This is a genomic window from Rhizobium sp. 05L429 (assembly GCF_056397645.1).
The window spans coordinates 91,774-110,450 of the sequence record NZ_JBFTNV010000020.1 but is presented as its reverse complement, the minus strand read 5'-3'; the positions used below and the strand labels follow the sequence as shown (position 1 = coordinate 110,450).

Annotated in this window: 14 protein-coding genes; 7 read left to right on the top strand and 7 right to left on the bottom strand. The window is 58.9% G+C overall.

Going from position 1 to position 18,677, the window contains the following annotated elements:
• Positions 1-30: 30 nt before the first annotated feature.
• From AC1DNW_RS21110 to AC1DNW_RS21085, 6 genes are all read right to left on the bottom strand, one after another.
• Positions 31-1,227, bottom strand: coding sequence for an aminotransferase class V-fold PLP-dependent enzyme (locus tag AC1DNW_RS21110; protein ID WP_477854254.1), 1,197 nt, complete (start codon positions 1,225-1,227; stop codon positions 31-33).
• A 48-nt stretch (positions 1,228-1,275) separates the two neighbouring features.
• The gene (locus AC1DNW_RS21105) at positions 1,276-1,806 is read right to left on the bottom strand and encodes a RidA family protein (protein ID WP_477836678.1); all 531 of its coding nucleotides are present in this window, start codon (positions 1,804-1,806) and stop codon (positions 1,276-1,278) included.
• Positions 1,807-1,827: 21 nt separating this feature from the next.
• Entirely contained in the window at positions 1,828-3,036 is a 1,209-nt protein-coding gene (locus AC1DNW_RS21100) for an amidohydrolase/deacetylase family metallohydrolase (protein WP_113296437.1), read from the bottom strand.
• 1 nt (position 3,037) lies between these two features.
• On the bottom strand, positions 3,038-3,907 hold the full coding sequence (locus tag AC1DNW_RS21095) for an ABC transporter permease (RefSeq protein ID WP_113508628.1): 870 nt from the start codon (positions 3,905-3,907) through the stop codon (positions 3,038-3,040).
• A complete protein-coding gene (locus AC1DNW_RS21090) occupies positions 3,907-4,848 on the bottom strand; it encodes an ABC transporter permease (protein WP_477854253.1) in 942 nt (313 codons plus the stop codon). The genes AC1DNW_RS21095 and AC1DNW_RS21090 overlap by 1 nt, the downstream gene beginning before the upstream one ends.
• A 78-nt stretch (positions 4,849-4,926) precedes the next feature.
• The gene (locus AC1DNW_RS21085; RefSeq protein WP_477854252.1) at positions 4,927-6,453 is read right to left on the bottom strand and encodes an ABC transporter substrate-binding protein; all 1,527 of its coding nucleotides are present in this window, start codon (positions 6,451-6,453) and stop codon (positions 4,927-4,929) included.
• A 522-nt stretch (positions 6,454-6,975) separates the two neighbouring features.
• Here AC1DNW_RS21085 and AC1DNW_RS21080 point away from each other — a divergent pair.
• The 6 genes from AC1DNW_RS21080 to AC1DNW_RS21055 are packed head-to-tail and all read left to right on the top strand — an operon-like array spanning position 6,976 to position 16,198.
• Entirely contained in the window at positions 6,976-7,974 is a 999-nt protein-coding gene (locus AC1DNW_RS21080) for an NAD-dependent epimerase/dehydratase family protein (RefSeq protein WP_477854251.1), read from the top strand.
• Positions 7,975-8,007: 33 nt separating this feature from the next.
• A complete protein-coding gene (locus AC1DNW_RS21075) occupies positions 8,008-9,186 on the top strand; it encodes a glycosyltransferase family 2 protein (protein WP_477854250.1) in 1,179 nt (392 codons plus the stop codon).
• Positions 9,180-12,191 (top strand): glycosyltransferase, encoded by a 3,012-nt coding sequence (locus AC1DNW_RS21070; RefSeq protein WP_477854265.1) that lies wholly within the window; start codon positions 9,180-9,182, stop codon positions 12,189-12,191. The genes AC1DNW_RS21075 and AC1DNW_RS21070 overlap by 7 nt, the downstream gene beginning before the upstream one ends.
• A gap of 6 nt (positions 12,192-12,197) precedes the next feature.
• Positions 12,198-13,289: a glycosyltransferase family 2 protein gene (locus AC1DNW_RS21065; protein WP_477854249.1), complete on the top strand. Its 1,092-nt coding sequence runs from the start codon at positions 12,198-12,200 to the stop codon at positions 13,287-13,289.
• Entirely contained in the window at positions 13,286-15,034 is a 1,749-nt protein-coding gene (locus tag AC1DNW_RS21060) for an ABC transporter ATP-binding protein (RefSeq protein WP_477854248.1), read from the top strand. The genes AC1DNW_RS21065 and AC1DNW_RS21060 overlap by 4 nt, the downstream gene beginning before the upstream one ends.
• A gap of 3 nt (positions 15,035-15,037) precedes the next feature.
• Positions 15,038-16,198: a glycosyltransferase family 2 protein gene (locus tag AC1DNW_RS21055; RefSeq protein WP_477854247.1), complete on the top strand. Its 1,161-nt coding sequence runs from the start codon at positions 15,038-15,040 to the stop codon at positions 16,196-16,198.
• On the opposite strand, the gene AC1DNW_RS21050 is transcribed toward AC1DNW_RS21055, so the two are convergent.
• Positions 16,195-17,109: a DMT family transporter gene (locus AC1DNW_RS21050; RefSeq protein WP_113296428.1), complete on the bottom strand. Its 915-nt coding sequence runs from the start codon at positions 17,107-17,109 to the stop codon at positions 16,195-16,197. The two genes, AC1DNW_RS21055 and AC1DNW_RS21050, sit on opposite strands and share 4 nt — an antisense overlap.
• A gap of 298 nt (positions 17,110-17,407) precedes the next feature.
• Between AC1DNW_RS21050 and AC1DNW_RS21045 the strand changes: the two genes are divergently transcribed.
• On the top strand, positions 17,408-18,610 hold the full coding sequence (locus AC1DNW_RS21045; protein ID WP_477854246.1) for an ROK family transcriptional regulator: 1,203 nt from the start codon (positions 17,408-17,410) through the stop codon (positions 18,608-18,610).
• Positions 18,611-18,677: the final 67 nt, after the last annotated feature.

The following is an 18,677-nucleotide window of genomic DNA, read 5'->3' as shown; positions in this document are numbered from 1 at the left end:
GCTTCCTTAAAATTCGCCCCGGATATCAGATCAGTCCGGCCACTTCAGCACGCCTTCGAAACGACGCTTGCTTCGATCTTCGATCGGTGTCGCGATGATCTCGTTGGAGGCACGCGCCTTGTCGAGCTCTTCGGCTAGGCGGCTGGCGACGATCTTTTCCTGGCCCGGATGCAGGTTGCAGGGGTCGAGATAGAAGTAGCGATGCTCGACTTCGTGGTCGCGGACGATGATCGGCGGAGAGCCGCGGCCGAGAGCATCGGCAAGATCCCAGGCGGTGATATGGGCCTCGTCGGTATTGATGATCACGCGCATGCGATCGAGCGGGTTGTTGGTCGGGTCCGGTTCTATCAGCGCGGTAACGCCGGGGCGGCCGTCAAGCGTCTGTTTCCAGAGGCTGAGATAGCTCGTCTCACGCTCGCGGATACCGGCATTGTCGCGCTTTTCCCAGGCTTCCAGCGCCGCCATGACGCCAAAAATGCTTTCCTTTCCGACCTTCATGCCGCGGCCGATGCCCATGTTCTGCAGGAAGGCGTTGCGCACCAGCTCCTTTTTGCCGGCGACGATGCCCGAGGTTGGGCCGCCCAGGAACTTGTGGCCGGAATAGAGCGCCACATCGGCCCCCTGCTCCAGGAATATCTTGAGATCATATTCCGAGGCCGCATCGACGATAACGGGAACGCCCTTGGCATGGGCGATCTCGACGAATTCCTTGAGGTTCAGCAGGCCATAGTCGACGACATGATGCGAAACGACATAGACGGCGGCCGCCGTCTTTTCGGTAATTGCCTGTTCCATATGGAAACGGTGGGTGGATGTCGCCTGGCCGACCAGCACCGCCTTGCCCCCGGCAAGCCGGATCGCCTGATCGACGGGCGCGCCGTAGCTCACGATGTGGCCCATCTGGACAAGAACTTCGTTCTTTTCCGGGACGACATCCGGCAGCTTCTCGATGGCGAGCAGATTGTTGCCAGTGATGGCGCCTGCGACGGCGAGCGAAATGCCTGCCGAGCACGAGGCGGTCACGAAACCCGCCTCGCCGCCGGTCAGCCGCGCAATGACGGCGCTCGCCTTGCGCTGCAAATCGTTGACCTCGACGAAATGCGGTAGGATCGACGACATGGCGGCGATAGCCTCGGGAACGACGATCGAGGCGCCGAGGCTGGTCATGGTGCCAGAAACGTTGATGACCGGGCGAAGGCCGATCGATGTGCGGATGTCCTCAGACATGGGTGTCTCCAATTTCAATCTGTTGGGCCCGAGCAATCATGCGCATCCTCATCTCAGCGCAACGATGGCCTCGATTTCGACGGTGATGTTTCCTGGCAGCGATCCGAAGCCGACTGCAGAGCGGGCATGTTGCCCGATCTCCTCACCAAAGACATCGATGAGGAGATCCGAGCAGCCGTTGATAACTGCAGGATGGTCGACGAAATGCGGCACGGCATTGACCATGCCGAGCAGCTTGACGACGCGCTTGACACGCGAAAGGTCGCCGAGCGCCTCATGCATGACGGAAAGCAGATTGATGCCGGTCAGCTTTGCATGCTGGTAGGCGGCTTCGACGCCGACCTCGGCGCCGACCTTGCCGACATGCATGAATCCATCAGGCTCGCGAGGCCCCTGCCCCGACAGGTAAAGCATGTTGCCCTCCTGCACATGGGTGACGAAGTTGGCGATCGGCGGCGGTGGAGCCGGAAGCTGGATGCCAAGCGCTGCTAGCCGCTCGTAGGGCGACGTGCTGGGTTGACCTGCGGTAACGGGCGGGCCGGCGGTGGCGGAAGACTGGTTCACGCAAACTCCTGTCATGCTATGTCTTGAATTCTGGTCTTACCGGTAGGAATAACCGTGGCTGTGGCGCACGAGCTTGCGGGCGCGCGGCACATAACGGCTGGAAGTGAAGGCCTCGTTGCCCAGCACCGCATAGCGCGGCTCGAAAAGCTTCTTCAGCACCGAGACGTCACCATTGGAATCTGTCGCCTCAAGGTCGGAATCGACGAGATCGAAGACAGTGAACTCGGCGGTAGCACCAACAGTCAGACGGTTTTCCATCGACAGCTTGATGACGGATGCCGGCGCATGGGTCACAGCATTGATCACCTTGTCGAAGGGCATGCCGACTGACAGAAGCTTCGACATGGTGGTGGCCAGATCCCAGACCGGGAAGTTCAGCGAATGGCCATGCAGGTCGGTTGAAATCGAATACGGCAGGAGACCGCGGGCAATCGCCGCTTCCGCCACCTTGAAGGAGAAGGAGGCGCCGCCATGGCCAATGTCGAGGCGGATGCCTTCGGATGCACAGCGTTCGGCGAGATTGAAGAGGTCTTCATCCTCCATGATGCTGGAGCCCGCCTTGCCATTGAAGCAGTGGGTGACGACATCGCCGGGACCGAGGATTTCAAGCACTTCATCGTAGAGGGCCGGCGGCTCGCCGACATGCACCATCATCGGCACCTTGAGGATCTTGGCGATCTTCTTGCCGAGCTTTACGGGGGTGACACCCCAGGAGCCGGTGATCACATGGCTGGCGCGCACCTTGATGCCGACGATATGCTCGCTGTTTTCGGCATAACATTCGAGAATACGGTCAAGATCGATATCCCTGATGTCGCGCAGTTCCGCGACGCGGTTGCAGGCCACCAGTCCGATGGAGCCAAGATTGAGGAAGGCCTTGATGCGTTCCTTGGACGGCTCGATGATATATTCACGGAAGCCGTGGAAATTGGCCTCCCCGGCAGAACCGGCATCGACCAGCGTCGTTACACCGCGCTCGACGCCGCATTCGGATGGGCGCAGCGAGATGTCCGTGCCGCCATGCCAGATATGCACATGCAGGTCGACCCAGCCGGGGGAGACGAAGGCGCCCTTACCGTCGATGCGTGTCACGTCGTCAGCCGCCGCCAGGGATGGGCCGAGGCCGGCGATCTTGCCATCGGCATCGACCAGGATATCGATCGCGCCATCGGGCGTGCCAGTGCCAAAGCCGACAGGCCTGATATTGGTGAGGAGGAGCGGCTTGCCCGCTTTTTCACCGGTCATTTTAGAGATCCTTTCGAAGTTTGGGATCGAGCATATCGCGCAGACCGTCACCGACCATCTGCAGCGAAAGCACCGAGAGAATGATGGCGATACCCGGAAACAGCGTCATCCAGTCGGCCTGGCCGATATATTGCCGGCCAGCGGCAATCATCGTGCCCCAGGTCGGGATTTCCGGGCTGACGCCGAGACCGAGGAAAGACAGGCCCGCTTCCGCAAGCATTGCGCTCGCAAAGAGGAACGTCGCCTGCACCAGGATCGGCGAAAGCAGGTTTCTCAACACATGCCGGGTCATGATGTGGAAGGTCGAAATGCCGAGCGCCTGAGCCGCCTCGACATAGGGCAGTTCGCGGATAACGAGCGTCGAGGCGCGGACGATGCGGGCCAGGCGCGGCGCATAGACGATCGACAGCGCGATGATCACAGTCGTCAGCGACGGACCGAGAGCCGCAACGAGTGCGATCGCAAGAAGGATGTCGGGAAAGGCCATCATCGCATCGATGAGGCGGGCGATTGGCGTATCGAGATTCTTGAAGAAGCCGGCGAGCAGGCCGAGCGTAACCCCGATCACTGCCGAAAGTGCTACGACCGCAGCGCCCACGAGCAGAGACAGGCGGCCCGCAAAGATCGTGCGTGACAGCACATCCCGGCCGAACTCGTCCGTGCCGAAGAAATATGTCCCGCTCGGCGGCTTCAGACGGTTGATGATCGAAAGCTTCGACGGCGAATAGGGTGCAACCCATGGCGCCAGGATCGCCAGCAGCACGAAAATTGTGAGAATGAGCAAGCCAACGACGACTGTCTTGCGCTTTAAAAACTGGCGGATGAATTTGCGGCCTTCGCTTTCGACCGGCTTGATCGCGATATCCGTCATCAGTAGCGCACCCTCGGATCGACGAGCAGGTAGAGCATGTCGATCACAAAATTGATCAGGACGTAGAGCGCGGCGATCACCAGAAGCGCTCCCTGGATAACAGGATAGTCACGACGCAAAACAGCCGAGACCACGAGATTGCCGACGCCCGGAAGGCCGAAGACGGTCTCCGTCACGACTGCGCCCGAGATCAGCACGGCGGCGGTCAGACCAAGGACGGTCAGGATCGGGATAAGTGCATTCTTCAAAGCGTGCTTGAGGATCACCCTGCGTTCGATCAGGCCTTTGGCCCGAGCTGTCCGGATATAATCGTCACCCAGCACATCGAGCATCGAGGCGCGCGTGAAGCGCAGGATGAGCGCGGAGGAGACGATGCCGAGCGCGAAGGCAGGCAGCGTCAGATGATACATGCGATCGAGGAATGTCGAGCCCGGCCCGCCGTATCCGGAGACCGGGAACAGGCCGAAGCGGACGGCGAACACCTGCATGAGGATGAGGCCGAGCCAGAAGCTCGGAATGCTGGCCGCAAACATTGCAAGCGTCGTTGCCGCCTGGTCGATGAAAGAACCCCGGCGGTAGGCGGCATAGATACCGATCGGAAGGGCGATGAGGCTGGCGATAACAAGCGAGAAGATCGTCAGGAAGAAGGTCGGTTCGGCGCGATCGAACAGCGCCGCGGTGACCGGCATGTTGAGGAAAATCGATTGCCCAAGATCGCCCTTCAGGAGCTGGCCGATATAATAGAGATATTGCACTCCGATCGATCGGTCGAGGCCAAGGCTGGCGCGCAGATCGGCGATATCCTGCGACGTCGCATCCGGACCGAGCATGACGGCCGCCGGATCGCCGGGGGTGACGCGCACGATGATGAAGACGATCGTGACGACGAGAAACATCACCACGATCATGCCGAGCAGGCGCTGGAAAATGTAACGTATCATGAAGTCTGTCCCGGTGCCGGGCAGGCACGATGGAAAAGGGATGCCGGCGCAGGCGCACCGGCATCCTGCGATGGAGCGTTACTTCTTGACGGATGCGTTCCAGAAATACGGCCACGGAGCCGGGTCGACGCCTTCAAGCTTAGTCGATTTGGCCGAGACGGCGTTGAAATCGCCGATCTTCATGTAGGGCAATTCGTCATACATGGCCTTCTGGACATCGGCCCAGAGTGCGATGCGCTTCTGCGGATCGACCTCGGAAGTGAAGGCATCGACGGTGGCCTTGCGCGCCGGCGTATCCCACCAGCCGGGCGAGCTCGGAGACAGCGAACCGATCAGTGCCGGTTCCGGCAGGAAGGGGCTGTGGGTGATGTAGATATCCCAGAGCTTCGGATCTGTGCGGCGCTGGGTCAGCGTTGCCCAGTCGACGACCTGCAGATCGACGGCGAAGCCGGCAGCCTTCAGATATTCGGCCGCGACCTGCGCCATCTTGTAGTGGAACTCATACTGGCGGCTGGTGAGAATGCGGATCGGCTCACCATTATAGCCGGCCTTCTTTGCCGCTGCGGTGGCCCCTTCTGAATCGGCGACGTTATAATTGCCCTCGACACCTGCATCCGTATTCCAGACGTAGGGCTTGGGATAAATGTCGCCGTCGAGCGTGTAGAAATCCGTGCTGCCGAAAGCGGCGGCGAGCATGTCTTCCATGCTGAGCGCCTGGCGGATTGCCTTGCGGACCTCGACATTCTTGGCAATGCCTTCCTTCGTGTTGAAGACGAAGACGGGATAGCCGAAGGGCTTCAGGATGACGGGCTGCGAAGCGCCCGATGCCTTCAGCTTGTCGAAGGATTCGACCGGGATCGAGTCGACATAATCGTACTGACCTGAAACGGCGGCCTCGACGCGCGTGTTCGGATCCGGAACCGGCACGAAGCGGATTTCATCGAGATACTGGTGGCGGGCACCGCCATAACCGTCGCTCTCGCCGTCACGCGACTTATAGCCGTCGAAACGGACGAGCTGGATGTACTGGTCCGCCTTGCGCTCTTTCAGCATGTAAGGACCGGTGCCGATGAATTCCTTCATCGGTTCATCCTGCTTTTCAGCAGGAATGATGATGGCGGCGGAGTTGTTGAAGGCGAGCAGCGAGGTCAACGGCGCATAGGGTTGCTTCAGCGCGATCTTGACGGTCGCCGGATCGACGGCGGCGATGGAGTCAACGAAGCCTGCGACCTGCTTGCCGCGCGAGGCGATCTTGATCCAGCGGTTGAGCGAGGCAACGACATCTTCCGAGGTCATATCGGAGTTATCGTGAAACTTGATGCCGGTGCGCAGCTTGATCGTATAGGTCTTACCGTCGGCGCTGATTTCCGGCAGGCTTTCGGCCAGAAGCGGCGTGACATTCCACTTTTTGTCGAACGTGTAGAGCGTTTCGAAAATATGCTGCGTGACGATGCCGACGAGATCGGCGGTCGAGGACATAGGGTCAAGCGTCGGCGGCTCGCCGATCGTTGCGACGTTGATAACGCCGCCCTTTTCCTGAGCCATCAAGGTTGTCGGCAAGGCGACCAGCGCAGTGCCGAGAAGGAATGCGACAAAAGTCTTCATTTTATGCTCCCGGTTTAATGTTCCACAATTATGTTATGTCGGTTTTTATAATAGAATAGCGAGGGAAGTGGTTCTGTCAATCGGGAAAGTGGCTCCATCGGTAAAAATGAGCAGGAGCGCGGCCGGATCCGAAATCGCCCGCAATTTCAGTTGTTTCGCGATGGCGCAGGCAAGCTCGCCAACCTGGAATTAAATGCGCCGGGGTCGCGTATCCGTCTCGTTCTTTAATCGTTCCGGTTACTCAACCGGAAGAGGCAAACGATGTCGGACTTAAGTCCGTGTTGGTCAGAGCGCAAAAAAGTTAGAACGCGATTACGTTGCTTTTATCGAGGACATCGAGGTGCGCCGAAGGCGGACGTCATATCCTTTTCTGAAACGGTGCATTGGATGGAGATCATTCTTGGCGCATCGATCTGCATTTAGAGCCGTTGCAAAAATCCCAAGTAACCGCCACTCGCCCGGACTGAACAATCAAAGTCCTAAATCCCAGAAAAGCGAAACATGTCATCTGCTGGAGAAGCCATGAAGAAAGTACTTGTAGCAGGCGGAGCCGGTTTCCTCGGATCGCATTTGTGCGATAGGCTTTTAAATCGCACCGACATCGAAAAATTGGTTGTTGTTGATAATCTTTGGACTGGCCGCGAGGCGAATATCTCCCACATCCGGGACCCCCGCTTCCACTTCGTGCGGTCCGACGTGGAAGAGCTTCAGACGTCGGACAAGTTTGACGAAATATTCCACCTTGCTTCTCCGGCCTCGCCGCCGTGGTACATGAAGGAACCCAAGAGAACCATTTCGGCAAATCTCATTGGAGCCTTCCGTCTTCTGGACCTCCTGAAAAAAGGGGGCCGCTTCTGCTTCACCTCTTCCTCGGAAGTCTATGGCGATCCGCTCGTCTCACCGCAGCCGGAGTCCTATAAGGGCCAGGTCGATTGCACCGGGCCACGCTCATCCTATGACGAAAGCAAACGCTGCACCGAGTCCTTGCTGTTCGAGATGCAGCGCACGCAGGGTCTGGACGTCAAAATCGTTCGACCCTTCAACGTATATGGACCGAGGACGCGGCCAGACGACGGGCGAGCTGTCTCGAACTTCGTCGCCCAGGCCCTGACCGGCCGCCCCATTACGGTGTTCGGGGATGGCCTCCAATCCCGAAGCTGGGGGTATGTCGATGACATCATTGACGGCTTCGCACGTTACTTCTGGATGAACGAGACCGATTACAGGGGCCCGCTCAATGTCGGGAACGATCGGGAGATATCAGTCCTGGAAGTAGCTCAGTATGTCTCGCGCCTGATGGGCGGGATTCCGATCGTCTTTGAGCCCTCACCGCCGCATGATCCGACAAACAGACGACCAGATCTGACGAATGCAAACTACGTGATGCCCGAATGGTCGTGCACGATCAGCTATGAGGAAGGCGTTGCAAAGACACTGGACTGGTTCAGTCAGGAGATGAAAATTGCCACGGCACAGGCAGCTCAGGCGGGCTCCCGCCCGCTGGCCAAGGCGGGACGCTAAACGGTTCACCGGCATCTGGCACAGAGAGTAGCAATGAGGGACGTCATACCGCGTGACATGAAAGACAATGTCTTTCCTGTGCCTATCCAATACCTGGATCTTTCGTCGGATGACGTCGGTGCGAATGTCCCGGCGATCGACGCCGGGCTCGTCGTCTTCGTCCTCGAAGGCCTTCCCGTCGGTCAGGCCTATATCGAGAGGTCAGAAATCCCGGGCGCCCTGGCTGCGCGCGCCGTCTTGCCAGAGACCATCGAACACGCTCGGGACGTGATGCGGGCACCGATCAGGAACCGCGACGTCAGCCTCCTGATCTGCACCAAGGATCGGCCGGACGAACTAGCTAGATGTCTCGCATCAATCCCCACGCAGTCTTTGCCTCCGGCGGAGGTAATCGTCGTCGACAACGCGTCAGCCGGTGATGGCACGCGTCGGGCCGTCGAGGCAGCCGGTGCAACCTATGTGCGCGAAAACAGGGTCGGATTGGACTACGCCCGCAATGCCGCCGTGCGCGCGGCAAAGACCGAGTTCGTGGCGTTCACGGATGACGACGTAGTCCTGCACGAGCGGTGGCTGGAGAACCTGATGAAGGCCTTTGATCAGCCGGATATCGGATGCGTCACCGGCCTTGTCCTTCCTGGAGAGCTTTCCACGCCCGCGCAGCTGATCTTCGAAACCCATTGGGGATTTGGCAGAGGCTATAGGCGTCTGGATTTCGGCCAGGACTTCTATCGCCAAAGCGCACCATACGGGGCGCCTACCTGGCTGATCGGCGCGGGCGCAAGCCAGGCATTCCGCCGCCAGATATTCGACGATATCGGATTGTTCGACGTGCGGCTGGATATGGGCGCAGCCGGGTGTTCGGGCGATTCGGAATTCTGGAATCGCCTTCTCCATCACGGCGGCACCTGTCGCTACGAACCGACGGCGGTTTCCTGGCATTTCCATCGTAAGGATATGAAGGGGCTCGCCAGGCAGATCCGCCAATACATGAGCGGCCATGTGGCGGCCTTGCTGGTGCAGTACCAGAACACCGGCAACCGGGGCAATCTGCGGCGCATCCTGGTCGCCTTGCCACAATATTATCTTCAGAGGTTGAGGAAACGGCTGCCCAAGGGGGCGACCTCGGACAACTTCTTTCTCAGGGAGGAGATATTGGGATGCCTGAACGGCGCCTGGTATGTCCTTCGCCGCTGGAAGATGCCGGCATGGTAACCGGACCGAAGCCGGATATATCGTTCCTTGTCCCCGCTTATAACGCGGCGGAAACTCTGGCAGACTGCCTTGGCAGCTTGCAGAAACAGTCGGTGTCAAACTGGCAGGCAGTCGTCGTCGATGACGGTTCGAAAGACGATACCTGGAATGTGCTCGAAGGCTTTGCGAAAGCCGACAGCCGGATCCTGATCCATCGTCAGGCGAATGCCGGCGCATCCGCGGCGCGTAACGCCGCCGCCGGGTTTGCGACCGCTCCTCTGCTCTGCATGCTTGATGCGGACGACTGGTTGGACCCCGTTTTTATCCAAAACATGCTACCGATTGCGACCGATGACCAACAACCGATCGTTGCCTATTGCAGCTATCGCCGTGTCACACCGGACGGCCGGATGCTGAGTGTCGAAATACCCCCTGATCTCGCAGGCGACAGGGCAAAGCGGGAATTCTCGTCGTTCTGTGCGCTCGCTATTCATACGGTGGTCTTTCCCAGAGACCTTTTCATCCGATTGGGCGGTTTGGATGTCCAACTGCAGACTTGCGAGGAATGGGATCTCTGGCTCCGTATGGCCTTTGCCGGAGTTTCGTTCCGGCAGGTCGAAGGATGCCTTGCCTTCTATCGCATGAAAACCGGCTCGCTCTCGGGTGATCCGCTAAAAATGCTGAGGGATGCCGTCCGTGTCACCACCAGCGCGCAAGTGCTGCGCTTGAAAGAAGGGCTGTCGCCGGATGCTGAGGACGCCCGATGGACGGCGCCTGCGCGCGGTCAATTGCGAATGCTCACCTGGGCCGCCTCAGTCAACCTGTGCGCGGGAGACGAACTTGCCGCGCTTGCAGAGGTTCTGCCCGAATTTCCCAACTCTTCCGGTTACGAAAACTTCCTGACCGAAGGGATATTGCACGGATTGCAGATCGGTCTGAAGGTAGCGCGCCCCGCCGATCTCGTCGATTCGCTGGAACATTGGAAGCCGGCCTTCCTCGATCTCATACAATTGCTTGAACAGCACTCCCTGCCCGGGACTGGCCGCCGGATGGAAGAATTGATTGTCTGGTCAATTTCGGCACCCGACATGTCTCGCTCCTTCGCACTCGGCCATCTCCAGGTGGCCGCCATCGACACCGAGAAGCTCGCCTGGATCACCCGGGTTGACGAGGCCGATACGCTGCTCCTGCACGTCTTTGCCGCAGGGCTATATGTCGGATCGCATGTCGGCCCCTTGTGGGGAGACCTCTCTCTACGCGCTCAAGTCAAACTCATTATCGATGACTTGCAGGCCGGAAATTGCTTGCCGACGCCTTTAACGTTCTCTTATGCGCGTTCTTGGACGGCCGCAGCCCTTCGCAATAGGAGGGCTTTCGGCAAAATCGTCCGGCAGCACAGCGGGCGACGGCGCCAGATCGAACATCTCTTCAAAGCGGTACACCTGACCGCGCTCGTCGAAACTGCAGCTGGCGGACGAGCGGATTATGACGCACGCTTGCTGGAGGCGAAATCCCGCTATCAGCAGCGGCTCGCCGTCCCCGCAGTCGCGACGACGGACCAGTCTCCCGAAGCAGGAGACCACCAAACGGTACTGCCTGAAGCAACGACAAAAAAAGAATATTGGGAGCGTTTCTTCGAACGCCCGGACCCCTGGAACTACGTCTCAGTCTACGAACAGGTCAAATACGAGCAGACGCTGAGCCTTGTTCCCGATGGGGTCGCAAGAACCCTGGAGCTTGCCTGCGCGGAAGGTCTGTTCACGGCAAAACTCGCACAGAAGGTCGGTTTTGTGACAGCAGCGGACATCTCCAGCCGCGCGATTGAAAGGGCATCCGAGAGATGCCGGGACCTTCCAAATGTGGAGCTTCGCGTCCTGGATTTCGTCGAAGCCGAACTTCCGCCCGAGCAGGATCTAATCGTCTGTTCGGAAGTTCTCTACTACCTGGATAACGAGGCAAGCCTGGAACAGGTATGCCGGAAAATCGCGGGTGCCCTGAAGCCGGGCGGTTACCTTGTCACGGCCCACGCCCATCTCCGGCGCGACGAGCCCGGCAGGACCGGTTTCGACTGGAACAATCCTTTTGGTGTGGGAACAATCAAGGAGGTCCTGTCAAACCTTCCTGACCTTGTGCTGGAAGAAACGGTTGAGACCGAGCTTTATGCCATTCACCGGTTCGCAAAGCGAAATACGGCAATACCGGTCGTGCGTATCGAGCCCCACGGTGTGCCTCTCGATACGGACGTCGTCAAAGACATTATCTGGGGCCCGGCGGGCGTCGACCGCGAGGTCGCATGGACGAACGAGGTCGTGACCTCAGTTCCGGTGCTCATGTATCACAGGATTGCGCTCGACGGGCCGGACTCGCTCCGTCGCTTTCGGGTCGCACCGGAAACCTTCCGTAAACAGATGCAGTTCCTGCGGCGGCAGGGCTATTATGCGCTGACGGCCGAAAGCCTGACCAGCCTGTTATGTGAGGGCAAACCCATCCGTGGGCGACCCGTCGTTCTGACTTTTGACGACGCCTATCTCGATTTTCTCACCGACGCATTCCCGATCCTGGCTGAAAACGGGTTCAGCGCGGACGTCTTCGTGGTGACGGACAAGGTGGGCGGCAGGTCGGATTGGGATGCCGGTTACGGAGATACGGCACCGCTGATGTCCTGGAGCGATATCCAGAGCCTGCAGCGGCAAGGAATCCGTTTCGGGTCTCATCTGGCGTCTCACAGGCCGGCAAGTTCGCTCGACAACACTACATTGCTGGGCGAAGCAGTACTTTCACGCGACGCCCTGGAAAGCCGGCTGGGTGAGGCCGTGACGTCCATCGCCCTTCCCTTCGGTTCTACCGATTTCCGTGTGCCTGGCATTCTTGCTCACGCGGGCTACGAGATCGGCTTTTCGACAAAGCCCGCGAGAACGAGCTCTGTGGACCACCCCTTGTCACTGCCACGCCTTGAAATTCGCGGTGACCTCCCCCTCACGGCCTTTGCCGAGCTGATGGGCCAACCTGACGCCTTCATTGGATAGCGAGCCATGAACCTCGATCCTCTCCCCTTGGTCACGGTTATCATTCCTGCTTACAACGCCGAGAAAACACTCGCGAATACGCTTCGCAGCGTATCGAACCAGACTCATCAACGCCTTGAAATCCTCGTGGTCGACGATGGTTCGTTGGATGGAACGTACGAACTGGCAAACGAATATCGCCTTCAAGATCCACGCATCAGGGTCCTGAGACAGGAAAACGGCGGCGTGGCTCGTGCCCGCAACTACGGAATCCACGAAGCGGCAGGCAGCTACATCGCCCCGATCGACGCCGACGATCTTTGGCATCCCCGCAAAATCGAATTGCAACTCCGAGCGCTCGCAAGCCTTCCCGGCGGGCGCGGGGTCGCCTATAACTGGTATGCTGCCATAGACGCGAATGACGTGATTTTCGCCCATTCGAGACCCGTGCTGTATAAAGGCGGCGTCTTCGAAATCATGGTCCGGGAGAATTTTATCGGTAACGGCAGTACGCCGCTCATGCCGCGCACTGATGTTCTGGCATGTGGCGGCTACGATCCGTCGCTGCGCGACCAAGAGGCCGAGGGATGCGAAGACTACAAGCTTTACCTGGCACTGGCCGAAAGGCTGCCTTTCGCCCCCGCCGCTGATTTTCTGACCGGATACCGTTTTACCCAGGGAAACATGTCGAGCAATGCCTGTCGCATGCTGAGATCTCATGCCTTGGTAATGACAGAGGTCAAGAGACGTTACCCGCATCTTGCTGCCGCCGCCACCGCCGCCGAATTCGATACGGCACGGTGGTATTTCGCCAAGGCGTTCTCCAGCCAGGACCATAATCAGGTCAGAAAGCTGGCGCCGATAATTGCCGGGCGGTTCCCGTTGAGGCTCGCCCTTCACGGTGCCCGCCTTGTCTGGCGTTCAGCCAAACGTCGAGCACGACGATTGGCAAATCGATTGCTAGGCCGCGCGACAGGCAATGCGCCTGCCCCGCCGATAGGGGAAGGGATGACAGCCATCGCATTTCCCGAAAGCGGCACTTCATTCTATGACCGTTTAGAAGCAGCGGCTGATGGTCAGGCCGGCGAGTTCATCGAGCCGCGCGCGGGTGGCGTATGACGACGAGGCGAAAACCCGTTTCCGACAAGCCGACGGGCGCCTTCAATCTGGTCGTCGCAGCCCGTTTCCGCGAGCTTCTGAAACTCGTGCCGTCGCTCCGGCTGAAGACGTCGGTGATGATCGTGATTGGCATCCTGAGCGGCCTCATGGAAATGGTGGGGATCACTTTCCTTGTGAGCCTCGTTTTTGTTCTCGGCCAACAGGGCTCTGCTTCCGGCACTGCAATCGCCGGGCTGCCCGCGCTTTTCGGCGGGTTCGAAGCCGCGATATCGAAGTCGATGCTGGTCACCATCCTCATCTGCGCGATCATCCTCCGGATCGTTCTGGGCTTTGCCAATTCGATCATCGCGAGCATCGTCAGCCATCAGATCAGCGGCAGCATCCGACATCGTCTTTACTCAAAGATCCTGACGATCCCATTTCAACGGTTTCAGCACTATGAACGCAGCGACCTCATGAATGTGATCGCAACGGAATCCTATGCGGTCGCTTCGGCTCACGCGAGCCTGGTCCGCCTCGGAATCAATCTCGGGACCATCGTCATCTTCGGCATCGGAATGCTCATAATGGCATGGCCGATCGCCGTACTCGGGCTTGTTTTCGGCGTTATCCATAACCTGACTCTCGGCCTGTTTGCCGGGGCCTATCAGCGTGTCGGGGTGACCGCCCTTGCGGCAATGGAGGACCTGACACAACTTACCTGGACCACACTGCAGACCTTGAAGGCAGTGAAGAGCTTCGGTCTGGAAAAGCGCCACGAAAGCATTTTCGATGTCCTTTCCACGGATGCCGGTAAAACCTGGTCCCGTTCCGACCGGATGGGTGCGGTAACTTCGCTTCTGAGCGAGGTACTGACATTCAGCGTGATCCTGACGATCATTCTGTCTTCGCAATTTCTTCCGGTCGACTTCCGCGCGGCGTTGTCGGCCACCATTCTTCTTTACAGGCTTCAACCGCATATCAAGGAGTTCGATTCCCAGATCCTTGGCCTCCATGCCATGGAGGCCTCCGTGCAGAACATTCTGACGATAATTTCCGAGGCGGACGATGTCAGACAGGTGGCCTGCGGAGAAAAGCTCAAACATCTGCGGAAGGAGATCGTTTTCCACGATGTTTCGTTCTCTTATGAAGGGAACATCGTTCCCGCCGTCAGCCATGTCAGCTTTTCCATCAGGACAGGGGAGACGACCGCCCTGACGGGGCCAAGCGGCTCCGGCAAGACAACTATCCTCAACATGCTGCTCGATCTCATTCAGCCGAGTGAGGGTCGCATAACCCTCGACGGCAAGGATCTTTCAACCATCGAACGATCGAGCTGGCTGCGGCTACTCTCAGTCTCGGGCCAGGACGTCGAATTGATGGAAGGCACGGTCGTCGACAACATCCGGTTCCGCCGCGAAATTTCCAAGGAAGATATCCGCTGGGCCGCAGATGTGGCTTGCGCGACGGAGTTCATCGAGAAACTGCCTTCCGGCTTCGATGAATGGCTGGGCGATGAGGCGATAAGGCTTTCGGGTGGCCAGCGCCAGCGCATCGGCCTGGCGCGTGCGCTTGCTGGCCGGCCTGAGATACTGCTCCTGGACGAAGCTACCAATGCGCTTGACGAGGCGACCGAAGCGCGCGTGCTTTCCCTCCTGCTCAAGGAATACCAGGGTCGAACACTGATTATCGTCAGCCACCGATCGTCCGTTGCCAGCCGGATGAAGCATCAGATCTGTCTCGTCCCGCCAGTGATACAGGAATAATCAATGGATCGAGGAGACGCTTTTTATTCCGCCCAGCCCTTTGTTTCAGTCGTCATTCCGGCCTTCAACGCTTCCACATATATTGAGCGTACGCTTCGATCCGCGGCGCGCCAGACCTATCCGGCCCTGGAGATCATTGTTGTCAATGACGGTTCGACGGACGACACGGCAAAACTGGTCGAGCAAATCGCGATGACGGATCCACGGATCCGCCTCCTCTCTACACCGAACCGCGGTGTCGCTGCCGCTAGGAATGCCGGCATCGAGGCATCATCAGGTCGATTTGTGGCATTCCTTGACGCCGACGATCTCTGGCACCCCACGAAAGTCGAGAAGCAGGTAAACGCTCTCAATCGCTTATCCCCGCGGTGGGCTGCGGTCTATGCGCTGCATTATATTATCAATCAGAACGACGAGATCATTCGGCCCGGCGCATCCAATGTCGCAAGGGGATATATCTATGCCCGGCATCTGACTTTCAAATATATAGGCAATGGAAGCGCGCTTCTTGTGCGACGGGACGTTGCGCTCGAGATCGGTGGGTTTGATAGCTCATACGCAGCAGCAGGTATCGGAGGCTGCGAAGATCTCGATTTCGAGTTCAGGCTGGCCGCACGCTATTGTATCGAAGTCATCCCCGAACGCCTGGTGGGATACAGAGAATATCCCGGCAATATGTCATCCAATCACGTACGAATGGGCCAAGGTGCTTTAGAAGTTGTAAAGCGCTCGCTTGCCGCAAATCCGCAGGTTCCGAGATATGCAGCCAGGAGCGCTGTCGCGCTCACTCAAAAATACGCGTTCTGGCAATACAGACAGGCCAAGAGTCTGCGCCTGCTGCTCGCCACTGCTTGGGTAATTTTTCAACACGACCCACGTTTCATACTTCGGTTCGTATGGCAAACGAGCCGACGTATCATGAAGCGAGGAATGACTTTCAAGGCAACAACAGAGCGCGGTGAAAACCCGCTGCGACTGAATGAACCGAGATTCGACGATCAAATCGTCCTTACGCCTGTTGAAAGCACGGAAGAGACGGCTCGGTCACGACGTCATCTGATGCGGCTGACCGCGATCGACGCCAAGTTGAGTTCGATACATGAGAGCGCAGAGCCAATCGGGCTCCCGGGCGGTGAAATTACCACAAGACCGCACGACGCTTAGTGCCCGTCAGGCGGAACGTCAGATTTCGACGTGGTTTCAACGATGTTCTTGCGATGGAAGATGAAGAGGCCTGCGAGAACGATGATGACCGAGCCGACCAGAATCTGCCTGTCGGGCAATTCGCCGAAGAAAATGTAACCAAGGACGATTGCCCAGAGCAGCAGGCTGTATTGGAGCGGCGCAAGCAGGGATGCCGGGGCAAGCTTCAACGCGCGCGTGATCATCATATGCGCGCTGCCTGCGACGATGCCGAGCGCCAGCATGCCGGCGAGGTCAAGGGCGGAGGCGGCACGCCAATCACCGATGCTCAGGAACAGACCGGTGACCAACGCACCGACGGTCTGCCATGTGACGAGCGTCACATCGCTCGTCTGCCGCAGCCGCCGGCCAAGGATCAGCGTCAGCGCGAAGGAAAGGCTGCCGATTAGGCCGAAGATCGACGGCCAGGACAACATGGCCGTCGAGGGCCTCAGCGCAATCAGCACGCCGACGAAACCGAGGATGACAGCGAGCCAGCGGCGCCAGCCGATCGTCTCGCCAAGGAAGAAGTGCGAAAGGGCGGCGACGTAGATGGGGCCGGCCATGTAAAAGGTCATGACATCGGCAAGCGGAAGATATGCAACTGCGGCATAGAAAAAGGCGACATCCCCCGTCGTCAGGATAACCCGCAAGATTTGCAGGGGAGCGCGCTCGACCTGAAAGAGCGAGCGAGGTCCTTGCCGGGCGATCATCGGGGCAAGAATGAGAAAGGAACCGAACGAGCGGATCACCAGAACCTGGCCGACGGCAAAGCTCGCCACCAACCATTTGCCCATGGCGTCGTTCAGCGAAAACAGGAAGTCGCCGAGGAGCATCAGAAGCACACCGAAAAGCACTGCGTTTCCCGCGGTCTGGCTGACGCGCAAATTCATGATTCGTCCCAATTGGTTAGCCCTCTTGTCTCCCATAGAACTTCATCCTGCGATCGTCGATCCGTGAGTTAGGATTTCCATGGCAGAACTCTAATCATTGTGAGGAATTCCGTGCTTGGCCGGCGTCGTCAATCGCATCGATGGCAGCGACACCGCCGTTAAAGTGATATGTGAGGAGCGACTGGAACAATCGGCATCAATTGTCGTCGCGATCACATTGAAAAGACTGCACACTTCTCCCCTTCCCCGCATGGTCGTCTTGTGGCAATGGTGGTGGTTCAAACTCTATAAAGACATCATGAAAGCGATTTCAGGCACCAATCTCGAGCAGGCCAAGTCACACAACAGGCGTGTCGTGATTGAGGCTATCCGCACCAACGGTCCGCTGTCGCGCGCCGCGATCGCCCGTATGACGGCGCTGACGGCGCAGACGGTCTCGAACATCGTTGAGGAATTGCAGCGCTCGCATCTGCTCGTGCCTGCGAAAGCGCAGAAGCTTGCCCGCGGCCAGCCAATCATTCCCTACTCGATCAATCCGCACGGGGCCTATTCCATTGGGCTCGAACTCGGCCGCCAGCGCGCGAGCGGCGTGCTGACCGATCTCTCGGGCGCAGTCTGTGCACGCATCGAGCGTCATGTCGAACATCCCGATCCCGAACAGGCGATGCCAGTCCTCGGGGCCATTGTCGAGGATTTGCAGGGAGCGTTCTCCTTTGACCGCGACAGGCTGCTCGGTGTCGGCATGGCCCTGCCTGGCCGTTATGCGGAGGGCGGCGTCACATCGCTCAGCCCGCAGAACCTGCCTGGCTGGCAGGATTTCCCCGTCGGCTACGAGCTCGAACGGCGCGTGAAGGTGCCTGTGCTCGTCGAGAATGACGCGACGGCTGCGGCCATCGGGGAGCGCCTGCACGGTGTTGCCCGCGGCTTCAGCAGCTTCGTCTATCTCTTCCTTGCGGGCGGCGGCGGTATCGGCGCCGGCATGTTCCTCGACGGGCATCTCTACAAGGGCAGCCGGCACAATGCCGGCGAGATCGGCCACATCATCGTCGAACCGCATGGCCGGCTCTGCAGCTGCGGCAAGCGCGGATGCCTCGATCGCTACGTGTCGCCGACTGTCGCTTATGAGTTCATGGGCATTGCGAATGCTGAAGAGCTTTTGCCGGATCAACTCGACGCGCTGATCGCCAGAGGCGGCGAAGGTCTGGATGCCTGGCTGGATCAGGCGGTCCAGCCGCTGCGGCAGACCGTCGATTTTCTGGAACTGGCTTTCGATCCGCAGACCATAGTGCTTGGAGGCAGCATATCGACATCGCTGATGCAGCGGCTCGCCGCGCGGCTGGAACCGCTGCACATTCCCATTGACCCCGACCAGAGGCGCACGTTACCCCGCGTCATGATCGGCATGACCGGCAAGGATACAGCGATCCTCGGTGCCGCCGCCCTGCCGATCTTTTCCGAGACCAATCCACGCTTTGACGTTCTGCAAAAGCCGGTCGGCTAAGCCGAGGCTCGCTGGTTGAGTCAGGATATGACGGCCGCTACCATGCCGCCGCCGAGAAGAAGATGGT

Bases quoted from the DNA above. Each gene is read 5' to 3' on its own strand.
- AC1DNW_RS21105 (WP_477836678.1), bottom strand. From the start codon at position 1,806: ATGACAGGAGTTTGCGTGAACCAGTCTTCCGCCACCGCCGGCCCGCCC.
- AC1DNW_RS21065 (WP_477854249.1), top strand. From the start codon at position 12,198: ATGAACCTCGATCCTCTCCCCTTGGTCACGGTTATCATTCCTGCTTAC.
- AC1DNW_RS21045 (WP_477854246.1), top strand. From the start codon at position 17,408: ATGAAAGCGATTTCAGGCACCAATCTCGAGCAGGCCAAGTCACACAAC.
- AC1DNW_RS21075 (WP_477854250.1), top strand. From the start codon at position 8,008: ATGAGGGACGTCATACCGCGTGACATGAAAGACAATGTCTTTCCTGTG.
- AC1DNW_RS21110 (WP_477854254.1), bottom strand. From the start codon at position 1,227: ATGTCTGAGGACATCCGCACATCGATCGGCCTTCGCCCGGTCATCAAC.
- AC1DNW_RS21070 (WP_477854265.1), top strand. From the start codon at position 9,180: ATGGTAACCGGACCGAAGCCGGATATATCGTTCCTTGTCCCCGCTTAT.
- AC1DNW_RS21080 (WP_477854251.1), top strand. From the start codon at position 6,976: ATGAAGAAAGTACTTGTAGCAGGCGGAGCCGGTTTCCTCGGATCGCAT.
- AC1DNW_RS21095 (WP_113508628.1), bottom strand. From the start codon at position 3,907: ATGACGGATATCGCGATCAAGCCGGTCGAAAGCGAAGGCCGCAAATTC.
- AC1DNW_RS21055 (WP_477854247.1), top strand. From the start codon at position 15,038: ATGGATCGAGGAGACGCTTTTTATTCCGCCCAGCCCTTTGTTTCAGTC.
- AC1DNW_RS21090 (WP_477854253.1), bottom strand. From the start codon at position 4,848: ATGATACGTTACATTTTCCAGCGCCTGCTCGGCATGATCGTGGTGATG.
- AC1DNW_RS21085 (WP_477854252.1), bottom strand. From the start codon at position 6,453: ATGAAGACTTTTGTCGCATTCCTTCTCGGCACTGCGCTGGTCGCCTTG.
- AC1DNW_RS21060 (WP_477854248.1), top strand. From the start codon at position 13,286: ATGACGACGAGGCGAAAACCCGTTTCCGACAAGCCGACGGGCGCCTTC.
- AC1DNW_RS21050 (WP_113296428.1), bottom strand. From the start codon at position 17,109: ATGAATTTGCGCGTCAGCCAGACCGCGGGAAACGCAGTGCTTTTCGGT.
- AC1DNW_RS21100 (WP_113296437.1), bottom strand. From the start codon at position 3,036: ATGACCGGTGAAAAAGCGGGCAAGCCGCTCCTCCTCACCAATATCAGG.